Raw genomic sequence first — 24,017 nt, 5'->3', positions numbered from 1 at the left:
TCTCCATGTAACGACGAAGGGAGTTTCGGTGGCTCGCATGGCTCGTATCCGGTCAACGGACGACGGTATCGACGGCAAGGACAGTGTAGGTCTCTACCTCGAAGAGATCGCACGCACGCCTTTGCTGACGGCTGAGGAAGAGGTCGAGCTCGCTGAGACGGTCGAAGCAGGACTCCTTGCGGAGCAACTGCTGGCCGAGGGGCGGGTTGGACGTAAGAAGGGCGGAGCGCCCAAATATGCGACGGAGGAGGAGCTGGAGTGGCTGGCCGAAGCGGGCCGGCGCGCGCAGCAGCGGTTCGTGACCGCGAACCTCCGGCTCGTGGTGTCGATCGCCCGCCGCTACGGGCGGTCCCAGATGCCGCTGCTGGACCTGGTCCAGGAGGGCAACACGGGACTGATCCGCGCGGTGGAGAAGTTCGACTACCGGAAGGGTTTCAAGTTCTCGACGTACGCGACCTGGTGGGTGCGGCAGGCCATCACCCGCGGTATCGCGCAGCAGGCCCGGGTTGTCCGGCTGCCGGTGCACGTGGTGGAGCAGCTGAACCAGATCGGGTCGGCGCGGCGCACCCTGGAGCGCAAGCTCGGGCGTGAGCCGGAGATCGAAGAGATCGCGGCAGAGCTGGGTCTGGAAGAGGAGCGGGTCACCGAACTGATCCGCATCGGCCGGGACCACATCAGCCTGAACAGCCCGGTCGACGACGAGGGCGAGACCTCGCTGGGTGACCTGATCGCGGCCGAGACCGCGCCGGGTCCGGACCAGCTGGTCGCGGACGCGTCCGACCGCTCGGGTCTGTTCAGTCTGGTCGACCAGCTCGACCCGCGGTCGGCGGACGTGATCCGGCGCCGCTACGGCCTGCACGACGGCCGCCAGGCCAAGCTGGCCGACATCGGCGCGGTGCACGGCATCTCGGCGGAGCGAGTCCGCCAGATCGAGCGCGAGGCGCTGGGTCGCCTCCGCCTGATGGCAGACCCGACGCTGGCCGCGTAACACACCACTCCGAAACCCCTCAGGACCCCCGAGCCGCGATCCGGCTCGGGGGTCCTTCGGTTTGTCCCTGTGTATTTCCCGGTGTAGTTCCCTGTGTATCTCCGTGGTCAGTTCCAGCTGTCGATCAGTGCGGGGAGCTCCGAGAGGCGCTGGATGGTGGCGTCCGGCGTACCCTCGGTGTGGCCGATCTGCTCGGTCGGGATCGCGCTGTGCGGCAGGTGCACGGCCCGCATGCCGACGTTCTGCGCGCCCCAGACATCGTCGAACAGCCGGTCGCCGACGAACAGGCAGCGTGACGGCTCCGACACTCCGACCGCACGCATCGCGGCCAGGAACGCCTCCGGGTGCGGCTTCGTGTGCGCGATCTCGCTGGTGTAGACCGCGCCGTCGAGCAGCTCGTGGACGCCGTCCCGCACGAAGATCTCCTCGTGCCGCTGCCGGGGCCAGATCGTGTTCGACAGCACGCCGACCTTCAGCCCACGCGCGCGAAGCTCCCGCAGCGTGTCGATCGCGTCCGGCTCCAGCTCGGTGTGCGGGTCCCACTGCCGGTCGTACTCCTCTTGGGCCGCCGGGCTCATCACGATCTCGGCCAGCGTGCACACTTCCTCCAGCGTGCTGCTGAGATGCTCGTCGCGGGAGCGCCGCCAGATCGACCCCTCGGCTGCCACGAGCCGGGCCGCCAGCTCGTCGGCCTGCGCCTCGTCGAGCACCGCGGCGACCGCTCGCCAGGTCTCGCGCAGGTCGATGTCGTGCCAGGTTGCCAGTGTGCCGCCCCAGTCGAACAGGACGGCCTCGATCTTCACGTTCGTCACGCGGCACAGCCTGCCAGAGCCGGCCGACAGTTCTCGCCTGCTTTTCAGCTCACCTGTTCAGCTGACTCTGGCGACCTGCTGACGCCTGGCCAGCCAGGTGATCGCGAACGCGTAAAACGCCAGGCACGGGATGTCCGAGGCCAGCAACGTCCAGGGCGCGCCGCCCTGCTCGTCCCAGCCGGACAGCTGACCAGTTGCCGCAGGCAACATAAACGCGAGCACGTTGTTCAGCGCGTGCAGGGCGATGCCGGCCTCCAGTCCCCCGGTCCGGACCGTCAGCCAACCGACGGTGAGCGCGAACAGGAACACGTCGGCCATCGCCCACCCCGTGTACCCGTGCGCCGACACGAACGCCGCACCGCCGATCACGATGCCCGGCCACGGCGACCGGAAGAGCGTCCGCACCCAGCGGGCCCTGCCCTCGGGGTTGTCCGGCCCGTAGGCGCCGACCGCCTGGATCAGCCACCCGCGGAACATGAACTCCTCGGCGGCCGACTGGAACGGCACCAGGAGCAGGATCACCAGCGCCGGTACGACGAACGCGCCGAAGCCGACCCATGATCCTCCGTCGTTGCCGATCGCGTCATCGGGCGGGAAGATCGCATCGACCAGCAGGCCCATCACGTACGACAGGGCGAGGTAGCCGAGGGCCGGCACGCAGCACAGCAGCAGCCAGCGCCAGCGGATCTTGTTCAGGACCGAGGCGACGCTCCAGAACGGCCTCCGTTGGACGACCCACGCGGCCAGGCCGACGCACGGGGTCAGGATGCCGAGCATGACCAGCGTGACGGCGAGGTTCTCGGTGTCACTCGGGAAGATGTCCGTCCCGCTCGGCGTCGGGAACGGTCCAGCGACCAGGCGGTGCACGATCGTCCAGGCGACGACGACGCCTGTGGTCAGGAACAGGACGAACGCGCCGAGCAGCAGTGTCCCGACGATCGGGCGCCACCACGTGTGCTTCGGAGTACGAGCGAGCCGGTGGAACGGCGTACCCGGCGGGGCGGGGATGATGCGGGGCTCGCGGTAGGCATACGGGACCGGGTACGGCGCTGGGTGCGGGGCCGGGTATGGCGCCGGGGCGCCCCACTGCTGCGGGTGCGGGGGCGGCGCGCCCCACTGCTCCGGATACGGGCCGGGGTGGGGCGGGGGCGGTGGGTACTGCCCCGGCTGGGAGTATGGGCCCGGTTGCGGTTGGTCTTGCGGTGGCGGCCCGGGCTGTTGCGGGTCCATGACTGGACTCTAGAAGATCGGGCCAAGCACACGGAGGGAAAACACGGTGGTTACTGATCCGGAAACATCCAGGTCGACGGATGCGCTGCCGCAGTCCGTACTGATGCCGCTCAGCGGCTCGGCCATCTTCCTGGTCGTCCAGGTCGAGGAAGGCGGCGAGGACCGGACCCGCGACCTCCTGGAGCGGCTGAGCGGTCTGGTGCGTTCGGTCGGCTTCCGCGTGCCCGACGGCAACCTCTCGTGTGTGGTCAGCATCGGCTCCGATGTCTGGGACCGCCTGTTCAGCGGCCCGCGGCCTGCCGAGTTGCACCCGTTCGTCGAGGTCAAAGGCGCGATCCACCACGCTCCGGCCACGCCCGGCGACCTGCTCTTCCACATCCGGGCCTCCCACCAGGACCAGTGCTTCGAGCTGGCCCAGCAGATCATGAATGTCCTCGACGGCGCCGCCACGGTCGTCGACGAAGTACACGGCTTCAAGTACTTCGAGATGCGCGACCTGCTCGGCTTCGTCGACGGGACCGAGAACCCGACCGGCACGGACGCGGAGGCCGCCGTACTCATCGGCGACGAGGATCCCGACTTCCGGGGCGGCAGCTATGTGATCGTGCAGAAGTACCTGCACAACCTGAAGACGTGGAACGCGCTGACGGTCGAGCAGCAGGAGGCCGCGGTCGGCCGGACCAAGCTGGACGACATCGAGTTCCCCGACGCGAAGAAGGCGGCCAACGCCCACATCGTGCTCAACGTCATCGAGGACGAGGACGGCAACCAGCAACAGATCCTGCGCGACAACATGCCGTTCGGCACGATCGGCACGCAGGAGTTCGGCACGTACTTCATCGGGTACGCGAAGAGCCCGGCGGTGACGGAGCTGATGCTGCGGCGGATGTTCATCGGCGTACCCGAGGGCACCCATGACCGGCTGCTCGATTTCTCGACAGCGGTCACGGGTGGCCTGTTCTTCACCCCGACGTCGGACTTCCTCGACGATCTGCCGCCGGCGCCCTGAGGATCACTCGCCGTTCAGCGGCGGGTCGACGAAGCTCGCCCAGCTGTAGTTCACCGGGTCGTCGAACGTCCCGGGCACCTTGCCGAGGCTGTTGATGACCGTCGCGGTTCCGTTGGCGTGCCCAAGGGCGTACAGGTATGCCGAACCGGTGTCCTTGTCGATGCCGAGGAGCAGCGTGCCGTACTGACCGCAACGAGTCGTCAAGAGTGACTCGAACCCCTGCCAGGTGCTCGTCCGCAGCGCCTTGACGACCGGCTTCATCGGCGAGGTCAGCGGAATGCGGATCGTGTACAGAGCGCCACCACGCGTCGTCGCCAGCAGTGTGTCGTACGTCGCCGTCCTGCTGATCAGCGCGACCGCCTTCACCGATGCGAACCCGGCGTACGAACCCGCCGAACGCCAGGCCGGCTTACCGTTGACCTCGCTGACGAACCACCGGTAGAGCACGCCGTCGTTGCGCAGGGCGTACGTGCGGTAGCTGCTTCCTCCGTCCGCCGACCAGGACTTGGTCAGGGTGCGGAAGTCGTTCCAGCCACCGCCGATGCGGTTCAGCTGGCTGCTGACGACCTGTCCGCCAGTCCCCTTCCGGGTGAGCAGGCCGCCGTCGTACAGCACGCCTCCGGTGACGACGGCGCCGGTCAGCGCGGTGTCGTCATCGAAGTCGTCGTCCCAGACCCACTCGCTGCTCAGGGTGACAGTGCCGGCGAACGGCTGTTTCGCCATCGTGTCGACCGGATTCACCGAGATCGGCGAGGTCGCCCGGACGTACTTGTCCACGAGGTCCTTCCCCGCGGTCACCGAGCCGGCCTGGATGTAGCAGGCAGTGGCCGTGGGTGCTGCCTGGGCTGTCTGGGCGGACTGGGCTGACTGGGCGGACTGGGCTGCCTGGGCCGGGCTGATGGTTGTCAGGGCGGGGCCGGCCAGGAGCAGGCCTGCCGCCGCCGCGATCCTGCGTCGCATATCGATTCCCCCTTCAGTGCCGAGTTTTCACACTTCCCTCGATGCCGGTGCCACCTCGAAAGTTGTGAAAGCCAACCTGTCGGTGCCATAGGCCAGACTGGATGCATGTTGCTCTCCGAGGTGGTCACGACATCGGCCGCGCTGGCCGGGACCCGGTCGCGGCTGAAGAAGGCGGAGTTCATCGCCGGATTGTTGTCCAAGACCACTGAACCGGCCGAGATCGAGATCGTCGTGACGTACCTGTCCGGCGAGCTGCGGCAACGACGGACCGGGGTCGGCTGGCGGACGCTGATGGACGCGCCGGAGCCGGCCGCTGAGCCGTCGCTGACGGTCGAGGAGGTCGACGCGGCGTTCGCGGAGCTGGCCGAGATGTCAGGCGCCGGCGTGCAGGCCCGCCGGCGGGAGGCCGTGGACGCGTTGTTCGCGCGGGCGACGGCCGATGAGCAGTCGTTCCTGCGCCAGCTCGTGGGCGGCGAGTTGCGTCAGGGCGCGCTCGACGGCGTGATGGCGGACGCGGTCGCTCGGGCCACCGGGATTCCGTTGGACAAGATCCGGGCGGCGGCGATGCTGCGTGGGGCGGCTGCTCCGGTCGCCGTCGCCGTACTGACCGAGGGCGAGGCCGGGCTCGCCCAGTTCGGGCTCGAGGTCGGGCGTGGGGTGCAGCCGATGCTGGCGCAGTCGGCGACGACGGTCGCGGAGGCGTTGACGAAGACGGGGACGCCGGCAGCGCTCGAGTGGAAGCTCGACGGGATCCGGATCCAGGCGCATCGGAACGGCGCCGAAGTGGTCGTCTACACGCGGACGCTCGACGACATCACCACTCGGGTGCCTGAGGTGGTCACAGCGGTGCTCGCTCTGGATGCCCGGCAGGTCGTGCTCGATGGTGAGCTGATCGCGCTGCGGCCTGACGGGCGGCCGGAGCCGTTCCAGGTGACCGGGTCGCGGACGGCGACGCGTGCAGCGACGGGGCCGGAGTCCGTGCCGCTCACGCCGTACTTCTTCGACATCCTGCATCAGGACGGTCAGGACCTGCTCGGGCTCGACGGCGCTGCGCGGTATGAGTGGCTGTCGAAGCTGATCCCGGAAGAGCGACGGGTGCCGCGGCTGGTGACCGAGGACGCCGAGGCCGGGCAGGCCTTCTTCGCCGATGCGGTCCGGCGCGGGCACGAGGGCGTGATGGTGAAGTCGTTGACCGTGCCGTACGAAGCTGGGCGGCGCGGGTCCGGCTGGGTGAAGGTCAAGCAGACACACACGCTGGATCTGCTCGTGCTCGCGGCGGAGTGGGGTCATGGTCGTCGGACGGGCTGGCTGTCGAACCTGCATCTCGGGGCGCGCGACGAGGAGACGGGCGAGTTCGTCATGCTCGGGAAGACGTTCAAGGGGCTGACGGACGAGCTCCTTCGGTGGCAGACGGAGCGCTTCCAGGAGCTCGCCGTACGGCGGGACGACTGGGCTGTCTACCTGCGCCCGGAGGTGGTGGTCGAGATCGCGTTCGACGGGGTGCAGACGTCGCCTCGCTACCCGGCCGGGATGGCGTTGCGGTTCGCCCGGGTGATTCGTTATCGCGAGGACAAGCGGCCCGCGGACGTTGATACGGTGCAGACCGTGCGCGCGATCCACGTCGGTCCAGATCTTGGGGAAGAAGGCGCAGCTGATGAGTGAGGACCCTGATGTCGCCTCCCGGCGGATCGCCCACGAGTCGATCGCGCGCGACGACCCGACCGGCTGGTTCGAGCACTTGTACGCCGCGGCGGCGCAGGGATCTGCCATCGTCCCGTGGGATCGCGGTACGGCGCATCAGCAGTTGATCGAGTGGGTCGATGAGTCGCAGCCCGACGGCACCGGCAAGACAGCACTCGTCGTCGGCGCCGGCACCGGCTGGGACGCCGAGCTGATCGCGGACCGCGGATACGACACGACCGCGTTCGACATCTCCCCCACCGCGATCGAGCTGGCGCACCGCAACCACCCGGACTCCAAGGCGCACTACATCGTCGCCGACCTGCTGGCGCCGCCGGCCGACTGGCATCGCGCCTTCGATCTTGTCGTCGAGATCTACACGGTTCAGGCGCTCCCGATCCCCGTGCAGCCCAACGCCATCAAGCAGGTCACCGAACTGGTGGGCCCAGGCGGGACCCTCCTGGTCATCGCCGCCGCGCGCCCCGACGACCAACCCGACGACGAGACCCAAGGCCCACCCTGGCCCCTCACCCGCGCGGCCATCCGATCCTTCACCGCTCCCGACCTCCACCTCATCCAGCTCGACCAGGCCGCCAGCCCGAGCGACCCCACCACCCTCCGCTGGCGAGCCGAGTACCTCCGCGACTAACTCAACGAGTTGCGCCAAGTCTGGAACTGGTCGCACCGCGGACTCCCCGCCAGCGCCCCGACGTCCACCAGAAGTCGCCGTCGCCACCTGCTCATGCCGGGAAGCCTCCCGTCGCCCACCCCGCACGGTCGTAGCCCGCTCCCACCAGCGGGACATTTCGCCGCTAACGGGATACATCCCGCCAGCGGGCACAAACCCGCCACCGGCCCCGCGAGCCAGCCCCCGCCCGTCCGGCACCCGCCGGCACCCGCCGGCACCGCTGTCCGCCCGGCCACCGCTAGCCGACCCACCGCATTCGGTGGGTCAACCCATCACATGAAGGGTTCGCCACCCTGAACCAGGGTGGCCAACCCCCACCCTGGTGGGTGGACCCACCAAATGCTGACGGCCTGAGCGGCGCGGCAAGAGCCAGGCCGGCCACGGGCGGGAGCTGTGCTGACATCGGGCGGGCGCCCAACAGGTGCTTCCGCAGTACCGGATCTCCGGCGACAGCCGCAACGTACGTCGCCGACCTCGCCGCCGCGCGTTCGTGGACCTGGGCGTACTGCGGCGCGCCCCGCCGGCTCTTGCTCATGCAGGGAAGCCTCCCGGTCGCCCACCCCGCACGGTCGTAGCCCGCTCCCACTGGCGGGATATTTCGCCGCTGACGGGATACATCCCGTCACCGGGCACAAAACCCGCCACCCGCCCGCACCCCACGAGCCAGCACCCGCGGTTGAGCACCCGGCAGGACCCGAGCGTACGGCGCGCTCCCCGCCGGCTTGCCGTCGTGCGGTCGGCATGTGTCGTACTAGGGTGCTCCGGGTAGGCGCGATGCGGACGGAGCGCGATGCACGGAGCAATGACGACGCCTGGCGGTTGGGTGGATCGCTTTCCTGTGTTGGTGGTGCGAGCGCAGGTGGCTGCGGCAGAGGTCGGCATGCCGCTGGCACGAGAGGGAACCGGCCCGTCGGCCTGCCTGCCCGGCGTAGGACGGTTCCTGGCCGTCCTTGCGGCAGGGTGCCTCGGCGGCCGTATCGGCGAAATGGGCACGGGCGTCGGCGTCGGGGCGGCGTGGATGGCGTCGGCGATGCCCGCGGACTGCAGGCTGGTGACGGTTGAGCTGGATCCGGGTCGGGTGGCGGCGGCACGGCGGGTGTCTGCTGGTGAGGCGCGGGTCGAGGTCGTTCAGGGCGATGCGTTCGACGAGCTGGCGCTGCGGGCGCCCTTCGATCTGGTCTTCGTCGACGGCGGTCCGTCCGATCGCGTGGTGGAGCTGCTGCGGATCGGTGGGCGGCTCGTGTTCGACGACGTCACGCCGGTTGAGGCGCTGCCTGCCGACTCGCCGTACCGGGAGAACGACCCGAAGCGGGAGTTCTTCTTCGGCGATTCACGTCTGGTGGCGACCGAGGTGGTGCTTCCGGATCTGCGGAATTCGCTGTTGGTGGGCACCCGCGTGGGGTGAGATCGCATGGGAACATCTGTTCGAAAATGATGTAGACTCGCTCTATGGCGGGGCGAAGCGTGGTGGGGCCGACGGCTTTGCGGATGATGCTCGGTGGTCATCTGCGGGAGCTGCGCGAGCGCGCCGGTGTCTCCCGGACGGACGCCGGCTGGGCGATCCGGTCGTCGGAGTCGAAGATCAGCCGGTTGGAGCTCGGCCGGGTCGGCTTCAAGGAGCGCGACGTCGCCGACCTCCTCACGCTGTACGGCGTGCACGAGGCGCGCGAGCGGGACCGGCTGCTGGAGCTCGCCCGCGAGGCCAACGACCCGGGATGGTGGCATCGGTACGGCGATGTCACGCCGGACTGGTTCGACGCGTATCTCGGCCTCGAAGCGACCGCCGAGCTGATCCGGACGTACGAGATCCAATTCGTCCCGGGACTCCTGCAAACCGCGGAGTACGCACGTGCCGTCGCTCGGCTGACTCCGTCCGGTGTGCCGACCGAAGCGGAGATCGAGCGGATCGTCGCGCTGCGCACCCGACGCCAACGGGTGCTGGACCGGGAGCCGCCGCTCAAGCTGTGGGCCGTCATCGAGGAGTCGGTGCTGCATCGCCCGATCGGCGGCCCCGACGTACTGCGCAACCAGCTCGCCGCGCTCCGCGAGGCGATCACCCGGCCGAACGTGACGCTCCAGATCATCCCGCTCGCGAGCAGCGGTCACGCAGCGACCGGCGGGGCGTTCTCGCTGCTTCGGTTCCCGCAGCGCGATCTGCCCGACATCGTCTACCTGGAGCACCTGACCAGCGCGCTGTACCTCGACAAGCGTGAGGACGTCGAGGCCTACACACAGGCGCTGGACCTACTGGCCTCGAGCAGCCCGTCGCCACAGCAGACCGACCACGAGCTGACCCGCCTGATCGATCGCTTGGCGAGCTGACTAGTCCTCGGTATCGGTCGACTTGAGGTGCCTGACGCGTCCCGCGTCCTCCCCCGCGTCGAGCAAGCCGCCGTCACCGGCCTCGTTGTCGACGTACTCCGACAGCGCGATGTCGGGGTGGTGGAAGTCGAAGGCCGGCGAGTCCGACCGGATCCGTGGCAGCTTGTCGAAGTTGTGCCGCGGCGGCGGGCAACTCGTCGCCCACTCCAGCGACCGGCCCCACCCCCACGGATCGTCCACCTCGACGAGCGGGTGCCGCCGCGACTTGTAGACGTTCCAGAAGAACGGCAGATTCGAAATCCCGAGGATGAACGCACCGACGGTCGACACCTGGTGCAAGGTCGTGAAGCCGTCAGATGCCTGGTAGTCGGCGTACCGACGCGCCATGCCCTCGACACCCAGCCAGTGCTGCACCAGGAACGTCGTGTGGAAGCCGATGAACAGCAGCCAGAAATGCAGCTTCCCCCAGCGCTCGTCGAGCATCCGCCCCGTCATCTTCGGCCACCAGTAGTAGAACCCGGCGAACATCGCGAACACGACCGTCCCGAACACCACGTAGTGGAAGTGCGCAACGACGAAGTATGTGTCAGAGAGCTGGTAGTCCAAGGCCGGCGAGGCCAGGATGACCCCGGTCAGACCGCCGAACAGGAACGTCGTCAGGAAGCCGATCGCCCAGAGCATCGGGGTGTCGAACGACAGCGAGCCGCCCCACATCGTCCCGATCCAGTTGAAGAACTTCACGCCCGTAGGCACCGCGATCAGGAACGTCATGAACGAGAAGAACGGCAGGTTCACCGCGCCGGTCACGAACATGTGGTGTGCCCACACGGCGATCGACAGTGCGCCGATGCCCATCGTCGCCGCGACCAGCCCGATGTAACCGAAGACCGGCTTACGGCTGAAGACCGGCAGGATCTCGGTGATGATGCCGAAGAACGGCAGCGCGATGATGTAGACCTCGGGATGTCCGAAGAACCAGAACAGGTGCTGCCAGAGGATCGCGCCGCCGTTCGCGGCATCGAACACATGGGCTCCCAAGGTTCTGTCCGCCTCGAGCACCAGCAGCGCCGCCGCGAGAATCGGGAACGCGATCAGAACCAGGATCGACGTCACCAGGATGTTCCAGCAGAAGATCGGCATCCGGAACATCGTCATACCCGGCGCCCGCAGCGTGACGATCGTGGTGATGAAGTTGACGCCACCGAGGATGGTGCCGAGACCGGCCATCCACAGACCCATGATCCACAGATCCCCACCGACGCCCGGCGACCGGACCGCGTTCGACAACGGCGAGTACGCCGTCCAGCCGAAGTCGGCCGCCCCGCCCGGAGTGAGGAACGAGCCGAGCGCGATCAGGCCGCCGAACAGGAACAGCCAGTAGCTGAACATGTTCAGCCGCGGGAACGCCACGTCCGGAGCACCGATCTGCACCGGCATGATCACGTTGGCGAACCCGACGAACAGCGGCGTCGCGAACAGCAGCAGCATGATCGTGCCGTGCATCGTGAACAGTTGGTTGTACGTCTCCTCGTTCACGAGCTGCAGGCCCGGCTCGGCGAGCTCGGCACGCATGATCAGCGCCATCACGCCGCCGATCAGGAAGAAGATGAACGAGGTGATCAGGTACAGCTGGCCGATCACCTTGTGATCGGTGGTCGACAGGACTTTGCCGATCACCTGCCCCATGGGCCGCCGTCGTAGTCCGACAGCAGTCGCTCCGGTGCGCTCGGTGATCCCAGCCTGTCCACTGACGCTGGCCACCATTCGATTAGACACCTATGCACCGGACAGGAACACCCCCTAGCGCGGAGGTCCGGCCGCGATCATCGTGCGTACGTCGTCCAGCCGAAGGGTCGCCGGGTCGACGTCCAGCAGGCACAAGGTGGCACCGGCGTCGGCGTACGGACGCGGATCGACGTCCGGTTCGAGCGCCACGGCGATGTCGAAATTGTCGAGATTGCCGCGCAATTCCCGGAGTACGGCCGCCGGCTCGGCGACCTGCTCCGGCGAGGTGAGGTTGACCGGGAAGAAGCCGTCGTACCGGGCCGCTCGCCGGATCGGCTTGGTGTTGCCGGGGAAGCCGGCGATCCACACCGGCACTCGACCAGTGACCGGGCGTGGCAGGAACTGCACGTCGTCGACCAGGTGGTGCTTCCCGCGGTACGCAACCGGCTCACCAGTCCACCCCGCAGTCAGGATGTCGAGCGTCTCGTCCAGCATCTCGGCCCGAATCCGGTCGTTCACCTCCTCACCGGTCTTCGAGTACTCCTGCGCGAAGCGATCGCTGCCCAGCCCGACACCGAGCGTCAACCGGCCACCCGACAGCCGATCCAAAGTTGTGGTCTCGCGCAACAACTTGGTCGGCCGCCGGCGCGCGATCGGCGAGACCATCGGGCCGATCCGCAGCCGCTCGGTGGTCATGGCCATCGCGCTCAGCGCGATCCACGGATCCGACACCAGCCGGACCGGTTCCCGCCACCACAACTGGTCCCAGAGGAAGAACCCGTCCCACCCGGCTTCCTCAGCGGCCGCTGCGAGGTGCGCGACCTCGCGGGGGTCGGACAACTCGTCGAACAACGGCAGCCAGATCGCGAACTTCATCGGCCCACCTCGTGGACAAACGAATCCCAGTACGGCGCCGACAGCCCGTGCCCCATGCCGGGCAGCACCACGAGCCGAGCTCCGGGTACGGCGTCACGCACCGCCTCACCGTGCGGCAACGGGAGCAACGGGTCAGCGTCCCCGTGCATCACGAGAACCGGCATCGTCAGGTCACCGAAGTCTCCGTTGCGCGGGCCGTCGAAGGTCATCGCGAAGTGGTTCGTCAGTGAGCCCTCGTAGTTCTTGGCCCGCGCCATGTCCTGCCGCACCAAGGTACGGGCAGACGTCTCGTCGAAATGCCCGGCGGCTTCAGCCTCGATCGACCGTACGACGTACTCCTCGACCGCGGCGGGATCGTTGAAGTCCGGCGTGCCCAGTCGTGGCATGTCGGGTGATGGCGGTGGGAGGCCCTCATCGCCGGTGCTCGTCGAGACGAAGGTCAGGGACGCGACGCGGGACGGGTGGTCGACGCCGAGGATCAGCGCCGTACCGCCGGACATCGACTGCGCGACCACGTGCGCCTTCTCGATGCCGAGGGCATCGAGGAGACCGACGGCGTCAGCGGCCAGGTCGTTCATCGCGTAGCCCGGTTCCCCGACCGGGAACGACGTCGACCGGCCCGTGTCGCGCTGGTCGTAGCGGATCACGAACCGTCCGCGGGCGGCGAGAGCGGAGCACAACCGGCTGTCCCACCACAGCATGGAGGCGGTGGCGCCGTGGATCAGCAGGACGGCGGGATCGGCCGGATCGCCGTACGTCTCCGCGCAGAGTTCGATGCCGTTGACCTCGTAGAAGTTCTCCATACGCACGACCGTAGGAGCTGGCTGGCGATCGTGAAAAGCGATTGATTCTTATCAAAGCGATCGCCAATGGCGATAGAGTGCCGTCATGTACGAGTTACGTCAGCTGGCCACGCTGGTTGCCGTCGCCGACGAGGGATCGTTCGGCCGCGCCGCGAGCCGGCTCGGGTACACCCAGTCGAGCGTCAGCCAGCAGATCGCGGTACTCGAGAAGACCGCACGCGGTCCGCTGTTCGACCGGCCTGGTGGGCCGAAGCCGGTGCGGATCACGCCGCTCGGCGCTGTCCTGCTGCAGCATGCGCGCGACCTGCTGCGTCGCGCCGACGAGCTGAGCGACGGGATCGAGCGATTCCGGGCGGGCGACAGCCGGATCGACATCGGCACGTTCCAGACCGTCTCGAACACGCTGCTGCCGCAGGTGATTCGCGGGTTGCGGGACGCACATCCGGGCTGCGACATCCGGCTGTTCGAGGAGGAGACCGACGATCCCGATCTCACCGGACTCGACCTGATGTTCTTCGACGGACGGACCGACGACACGATCGAGGACCTCAAACTCCTCGACGACCCGTACGTCCTGGTCGCGCGACCGGGCGACTTCCCGGCCGGGCCGGTCCCGCTGGAGACGCTCGACGGCTTGCCACTCGTCGCGCATCCGGCGATCTGCCACCAGGCGGTGGTCGAGGACTTCTTACGCGCCCGCGCCATCCGCCCGCAGTTTGTGTTCCGCACCGAGGGCAACGAGGCCCTGCTCGCGATGGTCCGCGCCGGCCTCGGTGCAGCGCTCGCGCCGCGTCTCGCCGTACTGCGTGACGACCCGAGCCTCAGGTTGCACGAGCTGACGCCCGAGCTCCCGGCGCGGGAGATCTTCTTGCTGTGGCAGGCCGGCCGCACGCACTCACCGCTCGCGGCCCATGCGATCGAGCTCGCGCGAAGTGCGGCGGCCGGCCTCACCGATTAACTGACGGTCAGCACCTTCGAGGCAGTCTGCGTCCCCTGGTGGTCAGCGTCCGCCAGCCACACCACGCGGTACGTGTAGGTGCCGCGCACGGTCGGCTTGATGCTGAACGCGTACTTCCCGTTCGTGGTCAGCTTCCCGGTCGTCACCGCCACCCAGGTTGTGCCGGAACGACGCTGCAGGTACGCCGTCGTACCGGCGTGCGCCGGGTTCAGGTACCCGTAGAGCAAGGTCGACGCGCCCAGCTTGATCGCGCCCGGCGTCAGATACGCCGACAGCGCCGGATGCACCTGGACGAGCGGCGCCGTACTCCGCGTCCCGAGCACCGCTCCGCCGCCGTTGTAGCCCCACATGTAGTACGTCGACACGGCCGGCTTCTGCGACGTCGACGCGATCCCGTTGGCGTCCGTGGTGAACGATCCGACCGTCGACCACTTGCTCGCGTTCTTCGCCTTCGCGTACAAGACCGCCGGTACGCCGGCCAGCTTCACACCGTCCATCCGGCTGACGGCCGTCGACAGCGTCACCGCCTGCGTATACATGATCGAGGCCGCGCTCGCGCCGATCGTCGCCTTCGACCCGACGAGCTGCACGTCGACGCCAGGACCGATCTTGCCCTTGCTGTCCTTCACCCAGACGCGGTAGGCGTAGCTGGCCGAGTTGGACAGCCCGGTCTGCGTGAACAGGCTGGCCCCGCCGTTGTACACAGCCGTACCGGACGTCGGCAGCGGCGGCGGAGTCGAGCCGACAGCGCTCCGGACCATGATCTGCCCCAGTGTCACGTTGGCCGGCTTCGTCCACCGCAGCGTCGCGGCCGCGACGCCACCGGTGACGGTGAAGCTACTGACAGGTGGCGGCGGAGCGGTCAGGTTCAGGTAGTCCTTGTCGATCGACATCGTGACGCCACCGTTGGTCTCGCTCACGCTGTCGTACTGATGCACGCGCTGGTGATTGCTCCAGTAGGTAGCCGGGATCGACATCGTGCCCGGAGTCCGGTTCCACTGCGCCATCCAGATGTTGTCCGGCCGCGTGTACGCCGTACTCGCGTAGCCGCTCACCAGGTCGGGACCGCCGCGCGTGGCGTTGACGTAGGCGCCACCCAGGTAACCTCGCGAATTCAGCTCCTGGGTCCAGCCACTCACATACGACAGCACCGCCGCCTTACAGGCCGCAGTCGAATCGTACGGCTCGAGGTCGGTGTAGATCGCGCTCCGCTGCGCGAAGCCGAGCGCCTGCGCCGCGGCGACCGCGTTGATCGCGGCGTTGCGGCCCTGGACCAAGGCGGTCGAGGCGACCGACGACATCCGGCTCTTGTACGTCGTGCAGGGCGCCTGATAGCCGACGTCGATCAGGAGGAACTGCCAGCCCTTACTGGCGTTCGTGGTCACCCAGTCCGGAGTCAGGTTCGGCTGCGCGCAGGCACGGAGACCACCGCTGATGTAGATGCCGATCCCCTGGTACGCCGGTCGCCACGCGTCCATCGTGGACTGCGGCGGGGCGGTGCAGGCATCGAACCCGTTTCCCGCGAAGTTGCCCGTGGCTACCACCGACGGCGTGACGGCGGCCGGCGCCGCGACCCGGGCGGACGGCGTCTTCGTCACCACGCGACCGGTGGCGAGTACGTCGCTCGCTGCCCGCTCCGCCCCCGGCGCGTAGTACGCGGTCGCAAGGACGCCGGCGTCGGTGACCGTGCGCCGGAGCAGTCCGTCACTGGACGGCGTGTTCGTGGTGAGCGGCTCCAGGATCAGGCCGGAGCTGCGGCCGACCAGGTGCGCCGGGCACTTGGCCTGCGACGTACTGCGGCCCAGGTACACCGCGGGCTGGTCGAGCCGGACGCAGGCCGTCGGGTCTGCGGTCAGGTCGACGACCGGCCAGTCGGCCGGGACGGTGACTTGGTAGCCGCGGTACGAGACCGTCTTGGTCCCCTCCGCGACAGCTGAAGTGGTGGCGGTGACACCCGCGACCAGTGCGAGGGCGACTGCCAGCCCCCCAGGTCTGAACAACCTCACAGTGCTCCCCAGATGATCGACGATCAGAGCCCCCAAGTGAAAGCGAGCACCTGCGCTCTTGTCGAAGAGCATCCGGCACTCGCCTCGATGCCCGGATGCTATCGGCGCAGGTGGTTCACCTGTTCGGCGGCCTATTTTGGATCGATCAGTCCATAACATGCTATGCTCGGCGACATGCCGAGACCGAGGACGTTCGACGAGGATCGCGCCATCGACGCCGCGATGCGGGTGTTCTGGACGGCCGGCTACGAAGCGACCTCGACCCAGGACCTGTGTGAGGCGACCGGCCTCGGCCGCAGCAGCATCTACAACACCTTCAGCAGCAAGCGTGATCTGTTCGACCGCGCCCTGCGTCGGTACGTCGACCGGTTCACCGCGCCTCAGCTCGAGGTGATCGAAGACGCCGCGCTACCGATCCGTGAACGGGTCCGGCAGATCCTGTGGACCGCGGTCGAGCCGGATCCCGACGATCCGACCGGCTGCTTCGTGATCAACACGATCGTCGAACTCGGCCCGAAGGACGCCGAGATCATCGACCTGCTCGACCGGGACCACGAGACCAAGCTGACCGCCCTCGCCGACGCGATCCGCGCGGCGCAGGCCGGCGGTGAGGTCGACCCGGAGCAGGACGCGACCGGGCTCGCGACGTACGTCTTCACCGTGCTCGGCGGTCTCCGCGTCGCCGCTCGGCGCGGCGCCGACCGCGCGAGCCAGCAGGCCGTCGTCGAGGCGACGCTGCGCAGCTTCTGAGCTTCATCCCCTGCCCACTTTTGCACTGAACGATCCACGACGAGAGGACCTCATGCCTCGCGCTGTCTATCTGCTCGGCCTGGCGATCTTCGCCCAGGGCACGTCCGAGCTGATGCTCGCCGGCCTGCTCCCGGAGATCGCGACCGACCTGGACGTGTCGATCCCGGCCGCCGGCCTGCTGATCTCCGCGTTCGCCGTCGGCATGCTCGTCGGCGCGCCGATCCTGGCCGTCACCACCCTGCGCTGGTCCCGCCGCGCGGCGATGCTCGCGTTCCTGGTGATCTTCGCGCTCACCCACGTCGCCGGCGCGCTGACCTCGTCGTACGGCGTACTCCTCGCGACCCGCGTCGCCGGAGCGTTCGTGTACGCCGGATTCTGGGCGGTCGCCTCGGTGACCGCGATCGAGCTCGCCGGGCCGGCGGCCCGCGCCAAGGCGATGAGCATCCTGGCCGGCGGACTGACCGTCGCCACGATCGTCGGTCTGCCCGCGGGCACGCTGCTCGGCCAGCACCTCGGCTGGCGGTCCGCTTTCTGGGCGGTCGCCGCAGTGTCGGCGCTCGCGATCATCGGCATCGTCGCCACGATCCCGCGGGGCCGGGCGGAGCGGACTCCCCAGCTGCGCGAAGAAATGCGCAGTATGGCGAATCCGCAGCTGTGGCTCGCGTACGGCACCACCGCACTGTCGACCGGCGCGATCCTGGTGATCTTCAGCTACCTCGCTCCCCTGCTCACCGACACCACTGGCCTCTCGGCCGGTTGGATCCCGGCGATTCTGGCCCTGTACGGCGTCGGCGCGCTGATCGGCATCACTGTCAGCGGACGGACCGCGGACCGGCGCCCGTTCGGCACGCTGGTTCTGAGCTTGACCGGGGTGATCGTCGCGGCGGTCGTGCTTGCGCTCGCGACGGGTACGCCGTGGCTCGCCGTACCTGCGATCATCGCGGTCGGGACGTTCGGGTTCGCGACGAACCCGGCAGTGAACTCGAGGGTGTTCAGCGTTGCCGGATCCGCGCCGACGCTGGCCGCGGCGTTCAACATCTCCGCGTTCAACGTCGGGATCACGGTCGGTCCCTGGCTCGGTGGGCTCGCGCTGGACGCGGGCGCCGGGTACTCCGCGGTCGGCTGGATCGGCGCCGGACTCGGAGTGCTTGCCTTCGGCACCATTCCGCTCGCGATCCGGGCCGCCGAGCGGTCGCGTCGAGATCAGCCGGCGTACGAGAGCGAGAGCTCGATCACCGGCGCATAACCCGAACGCCGGGCCTCGGTCCAGGTCGGGGCGCCTCCGGCCAGGTCGTCGGTCGCCATTCGATAGATCAACGCTCGGATCAGCATCTGGCCCCATTCGGGCAGGTGCGCCCAACGGGCGGCGAGCCCGGGTTCGGCGCCGTACCAGCACAGTGCGTCGGCAACTGCGACCGCCGACGCCCAGGACGGGGGGCGCCAGTACACCGGCCAGTCGATGATCGCCGGCGGCAGCCCGTCGGCGAACATCACGTTCCCCGGCAGATCCCCGTGCACGACCTGGTCCCCAAGCTCGACCGGTCGCCACGCGTCCAGGAGCGGCGCGGTGAGTTCGGCGTACGCCGGACTGCCGTCGTACAACTGCTCGCGCCAGGCGATCCGATCGCCGTCGGACCATGGATCGTTGCGCCCATCAAGGAAATCGGGCCGCGGCAACCCGGCAACGGCCGCGTGGAAAGCCTCGGCTGCGGTCAGTACCTCGTCCTGCCGCCGCACGTCGGTCGCACCGGCGAGCAGTTCGCTGGCCTCCCACCCGAACTCGACCCATTCGCCGCGAAGGCTCCGCACGGGCCGAGGAACCCGGAATGCCTCGGAGTCAGCCAGCTCCGCCAATACCTCGGCCCGCCACACACTCTCCGAAACCGCGCGCTTCAGGACGACAGCACCGGACCGCCACGTCTCGCCCTGCCCGCCCGGAAGCAGTACCGCAGGCTCCGACAGACCGAACGCGTCCAGCACTTCCTCAGAAGGACCAACCATGTGCGCACCTTGCCATCAACAGGGCGCGGGCTCACCAGGTTTTAGTGCCGAGCGCTATAGGGTTCTGCGGTGACTGATCTCGACCTGTTCGGCGACCTCGACACCGCGGCCCTTCCGGAGCGGCAGCAGCGGATCCTGGTGGTGATCCGCGACTGGGTGACGCGCCACGGGTACCCGCCGAGCAGCCGCCAGATCGGTGACGCGGTCGGGCTGCGCTCCTCGTCGTCGGTGTCGAAGCACCTGGCGAGCCTGGAGGAGAAGGGCTTCCTGCGCCGGAGTCCGTCGGTCTCCCGGCCGATCGACGTCCGGATGTTCCTGCAGGAGTCGGGCACACAGGCCACGAGCGACGACAACGTGCCGGTCCCGGTGGTCGGTGACATCGCGGCCGGTACGCCGATCTCCGCGATCGAGCACGTCGACGACGTCATGCAACTCCCCCGCGGGCTGACCGGACGCGGCACCGTGTTCGGGCTGCGCGTCCGCGGCGAGTCGATGATCGACGCCGCGATCTGCGACGGCGACATCGTCGTGGTCCGCCAGCAGTCCGAGGCACACTCCGGCCAGATCGTCGCCGCGATGATCGACGAGGAGGCGACGGTCAAGGTCTACCGTCGCCGCAACGGCCACGTGTACCTCGAGCCGCGCAACCCGGCGTACGAGGTCATCGACGGCGACAACGCCTCGATCCTGGGCGTCGTCGTGTCGGTTCTCCGCAGCGTCTGAACCGCAGCTGACCAGCGTCTACCTCTCGAGGTTGGCCTTCAGCCGCGCCATGTTCCGCACCATCTCCTTGCGCGACTGCGGAACCACCATCAGCGGCACCAGCAGCTTGCCGATGCCGTGACCCTCGAAGTCGAGGTCGATCGTCACCGTGCTGGCGTCGCGGCCGGCGATCGGCTCGACGGTCACCTTGACCGTGGAGCGGATCGGTCCCTCGTCGCCGTGGACCGACCACGCCCGCGGTGGGTCGAACTCGGTCAGCCGCGACGTCACGTCCCGCTCGCGGCCGCCGATCTTGCGGCGGGTCAGGCACTTGGCGCCGACCACCGGCTCACCGCCTTCGAGGTGCCCTCCGGTGACGTTCGCCTGCCACTCGGTGAAATGGTTCGGGTCCGTGACGTAGGCGAACACCTCGTCCGGTTTCCGCTCGACCTCGACCTTCGTGACGATCGTTCCCATTGCCCCAGTCTCCTAGTCAGTCGGATGCCTTCGAGCTGTTGACGATCGACGCGGCCCCGGATTCGACACGCTTCACGCCGAACAGGACCGGGACTCCGGGCAGGGACGAGACGAGCAAGGCCAGTGCGGCGGAGACGACGAAGGCGGACGGTAGCAGTACGGCGTACTTCGTCCAGATCGCGGCGTCCCACTGCACCACGAAGAACGCGATCGCGAGGATGACCGGCTGGTGGACGATGAAGTACGGCATCGCGGCGCGGGCAAGTGGGGGCGGGACCGCGCGCTGGAACGCGGCCGCGCGCATGCCGAAGCCGAGCACGGCGACCAGCCAGCCCCAGACGGCGAAGGTGATGAGTGGTGAGTACCAGAGGTACTGCCAGGAGTACCCGGGGTCCGGCCACCAGCCGTCGAGGAAGTCGATGATCCCGGTGAAGACCCCGACCAGGAAGGCGCACAGACCGAGGACCAGTCCGGGTACGGCGTCCCGTCGTACCGCTGCCATCAGGCGCTCGTCCGACATCACCAGATACCCGACGACGAAGAAGTCGAAGAAGAACACGAACTCGCCCCACCCGTGCTCCGGCCCCGGCGCGGCGAGCAGTAGCAGATGCACCGGCACCAGCGGTACGGCGAGGAGCAGGATCGAACCACGGCGCTGACATCGTCGCGCGATCCAGTCCGTCCGGCCGCGCAGCAGGATGAACCACGGCAGTCCGAGTACGGCGAACTGGATCAGGTAGACGAGGAACCACAGGTGATAGGTGTCGCGCAGCCACAGCGGCGCATCCCCGCCGAGATCGCTGAAGAAGGTGCGTACGTCGCCGAAGAACGACTGGGTGGACCGGCCCTTGTGGTGCTCCTCGATGAAGTACTGCAAGGGCGAGAGCAGCACGTACGCGACCGCGAACGGTATGAGCAGGCGGATCGACCGCTCCTTCAAGAACTGCACCGCGGTCCGCCACCGCAATGCCAGCCAGGCAGCGGATCCGGAGATCATGAAGAAGAAGGCCAGCCCCCACAGACCGAGGAAGGCGATCGCGATCGAGATCCCCTCGCTGGTCTCCGCGTTCTTCACATGCCAGTCGCCGTCGTCGAACGGCCGCAGGGTGTGAAACACGAACACCCCGAGAACCGCCAGCACCCGTAACCAGTCGAGAAACCACAACCGTTCGCCCCGCCCCTGAGCTCCCATGGAGCAAGGATGCTGGTTCAGCGGGCCAGCCGCTCGCGCAACAGGTCGAGTTGCGCCGGATTGGCGGTCAAGTCCGCGGCGCGCTCGTCGGCGACATGCGCTTCGGTGTCGCGGCCGAGGTCGCGGAGGAACTGGGCACGGGTCGCGTGGAACAACGGATACGTGTCGAGCGCGAGCCGGTCGACTTCTGCCAGAGCAACCGCTGGTCCCTCGACGAAGGAGAGCGCGACCGAGCGGTGCAGGCAGGTCACGGGACTTGGTTGCAGAGTGAGCAGCATGTCGTACAGGACGAGGATCTGCCGCCAGTCCGTCTCGGCCCAGGTCGGCGCCTCGCTGTGGCAGGCGGCGATCGCGGCCTGCAACTGGTACGGGCCGGGCGCGTGGTGACGGTGGGCCGTCCTTGTGAGGAGGGCTGTGGCCTCGGCGATCGCGGTTTGGTCCCAGAGCGTGCGGTCCTGGTCCTCGAGCAGGACGAGTTCGCCGGCCGGCGTGAAGCGCGCCGGCGTACGGGCTCGGTGCAAGCGGATGAGGGCAAGCAGTCCGGCGACCTCGGGCTCGTTGGGCAGCAGACCGTGGAGGAGCGCGGTCAGCCATTCGGCGTCGTCGACCAGGTCGCGGGAGTGCGCGCGTTCCGCCGTACTGGAGAGGTAGCCTTCGTTGAAGAGCAGGTAGATGACAGTCAGTACTTCGGTGAGGCGCTCGGGCAGCTCGTCGTCGCGCGGGATCCGGTACGGGATACCCGCATCGGTGATCTTGCGTTTCGCCCGCGTGATGCGTTGCGCGACGGCGGACTCCTTGGCGAGCAACGCAGCCGCGATCTGTGCGGTCGTCAGCCCGCACACGACCCGCAGCGTGAGAGCGACCTGCGCCTCGCGGGCGAGGGCCGGGTGGCAGCAGGTGAAGATCAGTCGCAGTCGATCATCCGGAGCAACTGGTTGCTCGTCCTGGTGCTGGAGCTCGGCCAGTTTGGCGCGGTAGTTCTGCTGACGACGCAGTACGTCGAGGCCGCGCCGCTTGGCGACCGTGAACAGCCAGGCGTCCGGCCGATCCGGGATGCCCTCGACCGGCCAGCGCCTCAGCGCGATCTCGACCGCGTCCTGGACCAGATCCTCGGCCGCCGAGAAGTCCCCCAGCAGCGACACAAGTGCGCCGGCCAACCGGCCCGCGTGGTCACGTACCACGCGGGCCAGCTCGTCCTCGGTACTCACCTCTGCATTCACATCCGCGTTCACATCTCGGCGACCGGACGGATCTCGACGACCGGACAGGCCGGCCACGTCTTGACCATCCGCAGCGCCTCGTCCAGGTCCGCGACGTCGATCTCGGTGAACCCCGACACGACCTCCTTGCCCTCGATGAACGGCCCGTCGGTGGTCATCGCCACGCCGCCGTCCAGCCGCACAGTGGTCGCGGTCTCCGCCCCTTGCAGCTTGTTTCCGCGGTCGCTGATCTTGTCGCGGTGGTCGTCGAACCACTGGTACACCCGCTGGTACGCCTGCTCGCGCTCGCCCGGCGTCATCGCGTCGAGCTCCTTGAGGTACTCCTCGGTCTCGATGAACATCAGCACGTACTTCACCCGTTTACCTCCAGTCGATAGCTTCAGCCTGATGACGATCCGGGTCATGCTCAATCCGACACTCTGACATCGTGTGCCCATGAAGCGGCCGATCTTTGCCCGGATGTACGCGCGAGTCCGCCCTGCCATGGACCGCGAAGGCGCGGCCGAGCACCGGCGGCGGCTGCTGGCCGGGGCAGCCGGCCGGGTGATCGAGATCGGCGCGGGAGATGGTGGGAACTTCGCGCACTATCCGGCTGGGGTCGTGAGCGTTCTCGCGGTTGAGCCGGAGCCTTATCTGCGCGCTCACGCTTCTCGGTCCGCTGCGACGGCGCCTGTGCCGGTTGAGGTTGTCGAGGGTACGGCGGATCGGTTGCCGGCGGCTGATGCGTCAGCTGACGTGGCTGTGGTGTCGCTCGTGCTGTGTTCGGTGCCGGATCAGCAGGTGGCGCTCGCCGAGGCGGCGCGGGTGCTGAAGCCCGGTGGGGAGCTCAGATTCTACGAGCATGTCGCCGCGGAGGGTGGGCGGTTGGAGACGGTGCAGAAGATCGCGGATGCGACTGTTTGGTCGCTGTTCGCCGGTGGGTGTCATGTGCATCGCGATACCGCTGCCGCGATCGAGGCGGCCGGGTTCGTGATCGAGCAGATCGATCGGTTCGACTTCCCGGCGGACCAGCCGAATCCGGCGCGGCCGCACATCCTGGGTCGAGCCCGGTCAGTTGTGGCTGGGCCCGTCGTCTGAACCTGACTTCCCGGAGTCATCCGAGCCGTGCTTCCCGGAGGACGGCTTCACCGTGGTCGACTTCCCCGTGGCGGTCTTCCCGGACGTGGTATTACCGGACGTGGTCTTGCCGGTGGTCGTGCGAGTCCCGCCCTTGTCGTCCCCCGGCTCGGTCGTGCTGCTCGACGTCGGCGTACGAGTGCGGTCGCCCCCGTGGTCGTCCACAGTCGGCGTCGGCGTGATCCGCTCGCTCTGCGGCGTGATCGTCTCCGGCGGCGGAAACCACAACGGAGCCGGCGACCGCCCCGGCGTCCCCGGGTCGAAGGCCGACCACACCGCAGTACCGCCGGCTACCAACCCCGCGGCAGCCACGAGCCCCAGCACCCCGCTACCCGCCCACGCGAGATACCGAGCAGACCGCCGCGGCACCACGTCGTCGGCACGTCCCGTGCGCAGCACGACAGGCCGCCGCCGCACGTCGCCCACGTGATCGGCGCTCGCCCCACCCGTGGTCTGCGCGTCGCGCGCCTGGTCGTCCATGGCTCTATCGTGTCGCCGCCGG

At 68.4% G+C, this 24,017-nt stretch carries 24 protein-coding genes; 11 read left to right on the top strand and 13 right to left on the bottom strand.

Translation table 11 applies throughout. The features are described 5' to 3' along the window. The first annotated feature begins 28 nt into the window (after positions 1-28). Positions 29-988 carry a sigma-70 family RNA polymerase sigma factor gene (locus EV653_RS08865; RefSeq protein WP_134099963.1) on the top strand — a complete coding sequence of 320 codons (960 nt, stop codon included), beginning with the start codon at positions 29-31 and terminating at the stop codon, positions 986-988. Between the two features lie 107 nt (positions 989-1,095). On the opposite strand, the gene EV653_RS08860 is transcribed toward EV653_RS08865, so the two are convergent. Together EV653_RS08860 and EV653_RS08855 are read right to left on the bottom strand one after the other, a co-directional pair. After that, entirely contained in the window at positions 1,096-1,800 is a 705-nt protein-coding gene (locus EV653_RS08860; RefSeq protein WP_134099960.1) for an HAD family hydrolase, read from the bottom strand. A 57-nt stretch (positions 1,801-1,857) separates the two neighbouring features. Beyond that, on the bottom strand, positions 1,858-3,030 hold the full coding sequence (locus EV653_RS08855) for a CPBP family intramembrane glutamic endopeptidase (RefSeq protein ID WP_134099957.1): 1,173 nt from the start codon (positions 3,028-3,030) through the stop codon (positions 1,858-1,860). A 46-nt stretch (positions 3,031-3,076) separates the two neighbouring features. On the opposite strand from EV653_RS08855, the gene EV653_RS08850 reads away from it, so the two are divergent. Further along, complete coding sequence (locus EV653_RS08850) at positions 3,077-4,039, top strand: Dyp-type peroxidase (protein WP_134099954.1); 963 nt, start codon at positions 3,077-3,079, stop codon at positions 4,037-4,039. Positions 4,040-4,042: 3 nt separating this feature from the next. Here EV653_RS08850 and EV653_RS08845 read toward each other — a convergent pair whose 3' ends face one another. After that, a complete protein-coding gene (locus tag EV653_RS08845; RefSeq protein WP_238159639.1) occupies positions 4,043-4,999 on the bottom strand; it encodes a hypothetical protein in 957 nt (318 codons plus the stop codon). Between the two features lie 105 nt (positions 5,000-5,104). On the opposite strand from EV653_RS08845, the gene EV653_RS08840 reads away from it, so the two are divergent. The 4 genes from EV653_RS08840 (at position 5,105) to EV653_RS08825 (ending at position 9,689) form a co-directional block, all read left to right on the top strand. Then, entirely contained in the window at positions 5,105-6,661 is a 1,557-nt protein-coding gene (locus EV653_RS08840; protein WP_134099951.1) for an ATP-dependent DNA ligase, read from the top strand. After that, a complete protein-coding gene (locus EV653_RS08835) occupies positions 6,654-7,328 on the top strand; it encodes a class I SAM-dependent methyltransferase (RefSeq protein ID WP_134099948.1) in 675 nt (224 codons plus the stop codon). The genes EV653_RS08840 and EV653_RS08835 overlap by 8 nt, the downstream gene beginning before the upstream one ends. Positions 7,329-8,211: 883 nt before the next feature. Next, positions 8,212-8,772, top strand: coding sequence for an O-methyltransferase (locus EV653_RS08830; protein WP_166679321.1), 561 nt, complete (start codon positions 8,212-8,214; stop codon positions 8,770-8,772). Positions 8,773-8,816: 44 nt separating this feature from the next. Beyond that, the gene (locus EV653_RS08825; RefSeq protein ID WP_134099942.1) at positions 8,817-9,689 is read left to right on the top strand and encodes a helix-turn-helix domain-containing protein; all 873 of its coding nucleotides are present in this window, start codon (positions 8,817-8,819) and stop codon (positions 9,687-9,689) included. Here EV653_RS08825 and ctaD read toward each other — a convergent pair whose 3' ends face one another. The 3 genes from ctaD to EV653_RS08810 form a co-directional block, all read right to left on the bottom strand. Next, positions 9,690-11,375 carry an aa3-type cytochrome oxidase subunit I gene (gene ctaD / locus EV653_RS08820; RefSeq protein WP_238159805.1) on the bottom strand — a complete coding sequence of 562 codons (1,686 nt, stop codon included), beginning with the start codon at positions 11,373-11,375 and terminating at the stop codon, positions 9,690-9,692. A 114-nt stretch (positions 11,376-11,489) separates the two neighbouring features. Beyond that, the gene (locus tag EV653_RS08815; RefSeq protein ID WP_134099936.1) at positions 11,490-12,290 is read right to left on the bottom strand and encodes an LLM class flavin-dependent oxidoreductase; all 801 of its coding nucleotides are present in this window, start codon (positions 12,288-12,290) and stop codon (positions 11,490-11,492) included. Next, positions 12,287-13,093, bottom strand: a complete 807-nt coding sequence (locus tag EV653_RS08810; RefSeq protein WP_134099933.1) for an alpha/beta fold hydrolase — start codon at positions 13,091-13,093, stop codon at positions 12,287-12,289. The genes EV653_RS08815 and EV653_RS08810 overlap by 4 nt, the downstream gene beginning before the upstream one ends. An 85-nt stretch (positions 13,094-13,178) precedes the next feature. Between EV653_RS08810 and EV653_RS08805 the strand changes: the two genes are divergently transcribed. Beyond that, positions 13,179-14,051, top strand: coding sequence for a LysR family transcriptional regulator (locus EV653_RS08805; RefSeq protein ID WP_134099930.1), 873 nt, complete (start codon positions 13,179-13,181; stop codon positions 14,049-14,051). Here EV653_RS08805 and EV653_RS08800 read toward each other — a convergent pair. Continuing rightward, entirely contained in the window at positions 14,048-16,057 is a 2,010-nt protein-coding gene (locus EV653_RS08800; RefSeq protein ID WP_238159638.1) for a DUF1906 domain-containing protein, read from the bottom strand. The two genes, EV653_RS08805 and EV653_RS08800, sit on opposite strands and share 4 nt — an antisense overlap. A gap of 174 nt (positions 16,058-16,231) precedes the next feature. Between EV653_RS08800 and EV653_RS08795 the strand changes: the two genes are divergently transcribed. Then, on the top strand, positions 16,232-16,807 hold the full coding sequence (locus EV653_RS08795) for a TetR/AcrR family transcriptional regulator (protein ID WP_134099924.1): 576 nt from the start codon (positions 16,232-16,234) through the stop codon (positions 16,805-16,807). 52 nt (positions 16,808-16,859) lie between these two features. Beyond that, on the top strand, positions 16,860-18,053 hold the full coding sequence (locus EV653_RS08790) for a Cmx/CmrA family chloramphenicol efflux MFS transporter (RefSeq protein WP_134099921.1): 1,194 nt from the start codon (positions 16,860-16,862) through the stop codon (positions 18,051-18,053). Here EV653_RS08790 and EV653_RS08785 read toward each other — a convergent pair. Then, positions 18,011-18,808: a TIGR02569 family protein gene (locus EV653_RS08785; protein WP_238159637.1), complete on the bottom strand. Its 798-nt coding sequence runs from the start codon at positions 18,806-18,808 to the stop codon at positions 18,011-18,013. The two genes, EV653_RS08790 and EV653_RS08785, sit on opposite strands and share 43 nt — an antisense overlap. A 69-nt stretch (positions 18,809-18,877) precedes the next feature. Between EV653_RS08785 and lexA the strand changes: the two genes are divergently transcribed. Next, positions 18,878-19,531, top strand: a complete 654-nt coding sequence (lexA, locus tag EV653_RS08780) for a transcriptional repressor LexA (RefSeq protein WP_134099918.1) — start codon at positions 18,878-18,880, stop codon at positions 19,529-19,531. 18 nt (positions 19,532-19,549) lie between these two features. On the opposite strand, the gene EV653_RS08775 is transcribed toward lexA, so the two are convergent. From EV653_RS08775 to EV653_RS08760, 4 genes are read right to left on the bottom strand one after another with little or no spacing between them, the layout of a single operon-like run. Then, positions 19,550-19,987: an SRPBCC family protein gene (locus EV653_RS08775; protein ID WP_134099912.1), complete on the bottom strand. Its 438-nt coding sequence runs from the start codon at positions 19,985-19,987 to the stop codon at positions 19,550-19,552. 16 nt (positions 19,988-20,003) lie between these two features. Further along, complete coding sequence (locus EV653_RS08770; RefSeq protein ID WP_134099909.1) at positions 20,004-21,179, bottom strand: acyltransferase family protein; 1,176 nt, start codon at positions 21,177-21,179, stop codon at positions 20,004-20,006. A 17-nt stretch (positions 21,180-21,196) separates the two neighbouring features. Beyond that, positions 21,197-22,387 (bottom strand): RNA polymerase sigma factor, encoded by a 1,191-nt coding sequence (locus EV653_RS08765; protein ID WP_202871515.1) that lies wholly within the window; start codon positions 22,385-22,387, stop codon positions 21,197-21,199. Positions 22,388-22,407: 20 nt separating this feature from the next. Continuing rightward, entirely contained in the window at positions 22,408-22,755 is a 348-nt protein-coding gene (locus EV653_RS08760) for a YciI family protein (protein ID WP_134099903.1), read from the bottom strand. A gap of 79 nt (positions 22,756-22,834) precedes the next feature. Here EV653_RS08760 and EV653_RS08755 point away from each other — a divergent pair, with 79 nt between their 5' ends. After that, on the top strand, positions 22,835-23,476 hold the full coding sequence (locus EV653_RS08755; protein ID WP_202871514.1) for a class I SAM-dependent methyltransferase: 642 nt from the start codon (positions 22,835-22,837) through the stop codon (positions 23,474-23,476). Here the strand turns inward: EV653_RS08755 and EV653_RS08750 are convergent. Beyond that, positions 23,450-23,995, bottom strand: a complete 546-nt coding sequence (locus EV653_RS08750; protein WP_134099898.1) for a hypothetical protein — start codon at positions 23,993-23,995, stop codon at positions 23,450-23,452. The two genes, EV653_RS08755 and EV653_RS08750, sit on opposite strands and share 27 nt — an antisense overlap. Positions 23,996-24,017: the final 22 nt, after the last annotated feature.

The organism is Kribbella pratensis (assembly GCF_004365355.1).
Lineage (GTDB): Bacteria > Actinomycetota > Actinomycetes > Propionibacteriales > Kribbellaceae > Kribbella.
Note: the sequence above shows the minus strand (reverse complement) of the source record. Positions and strands in the feature narration are given on the sequence as shown.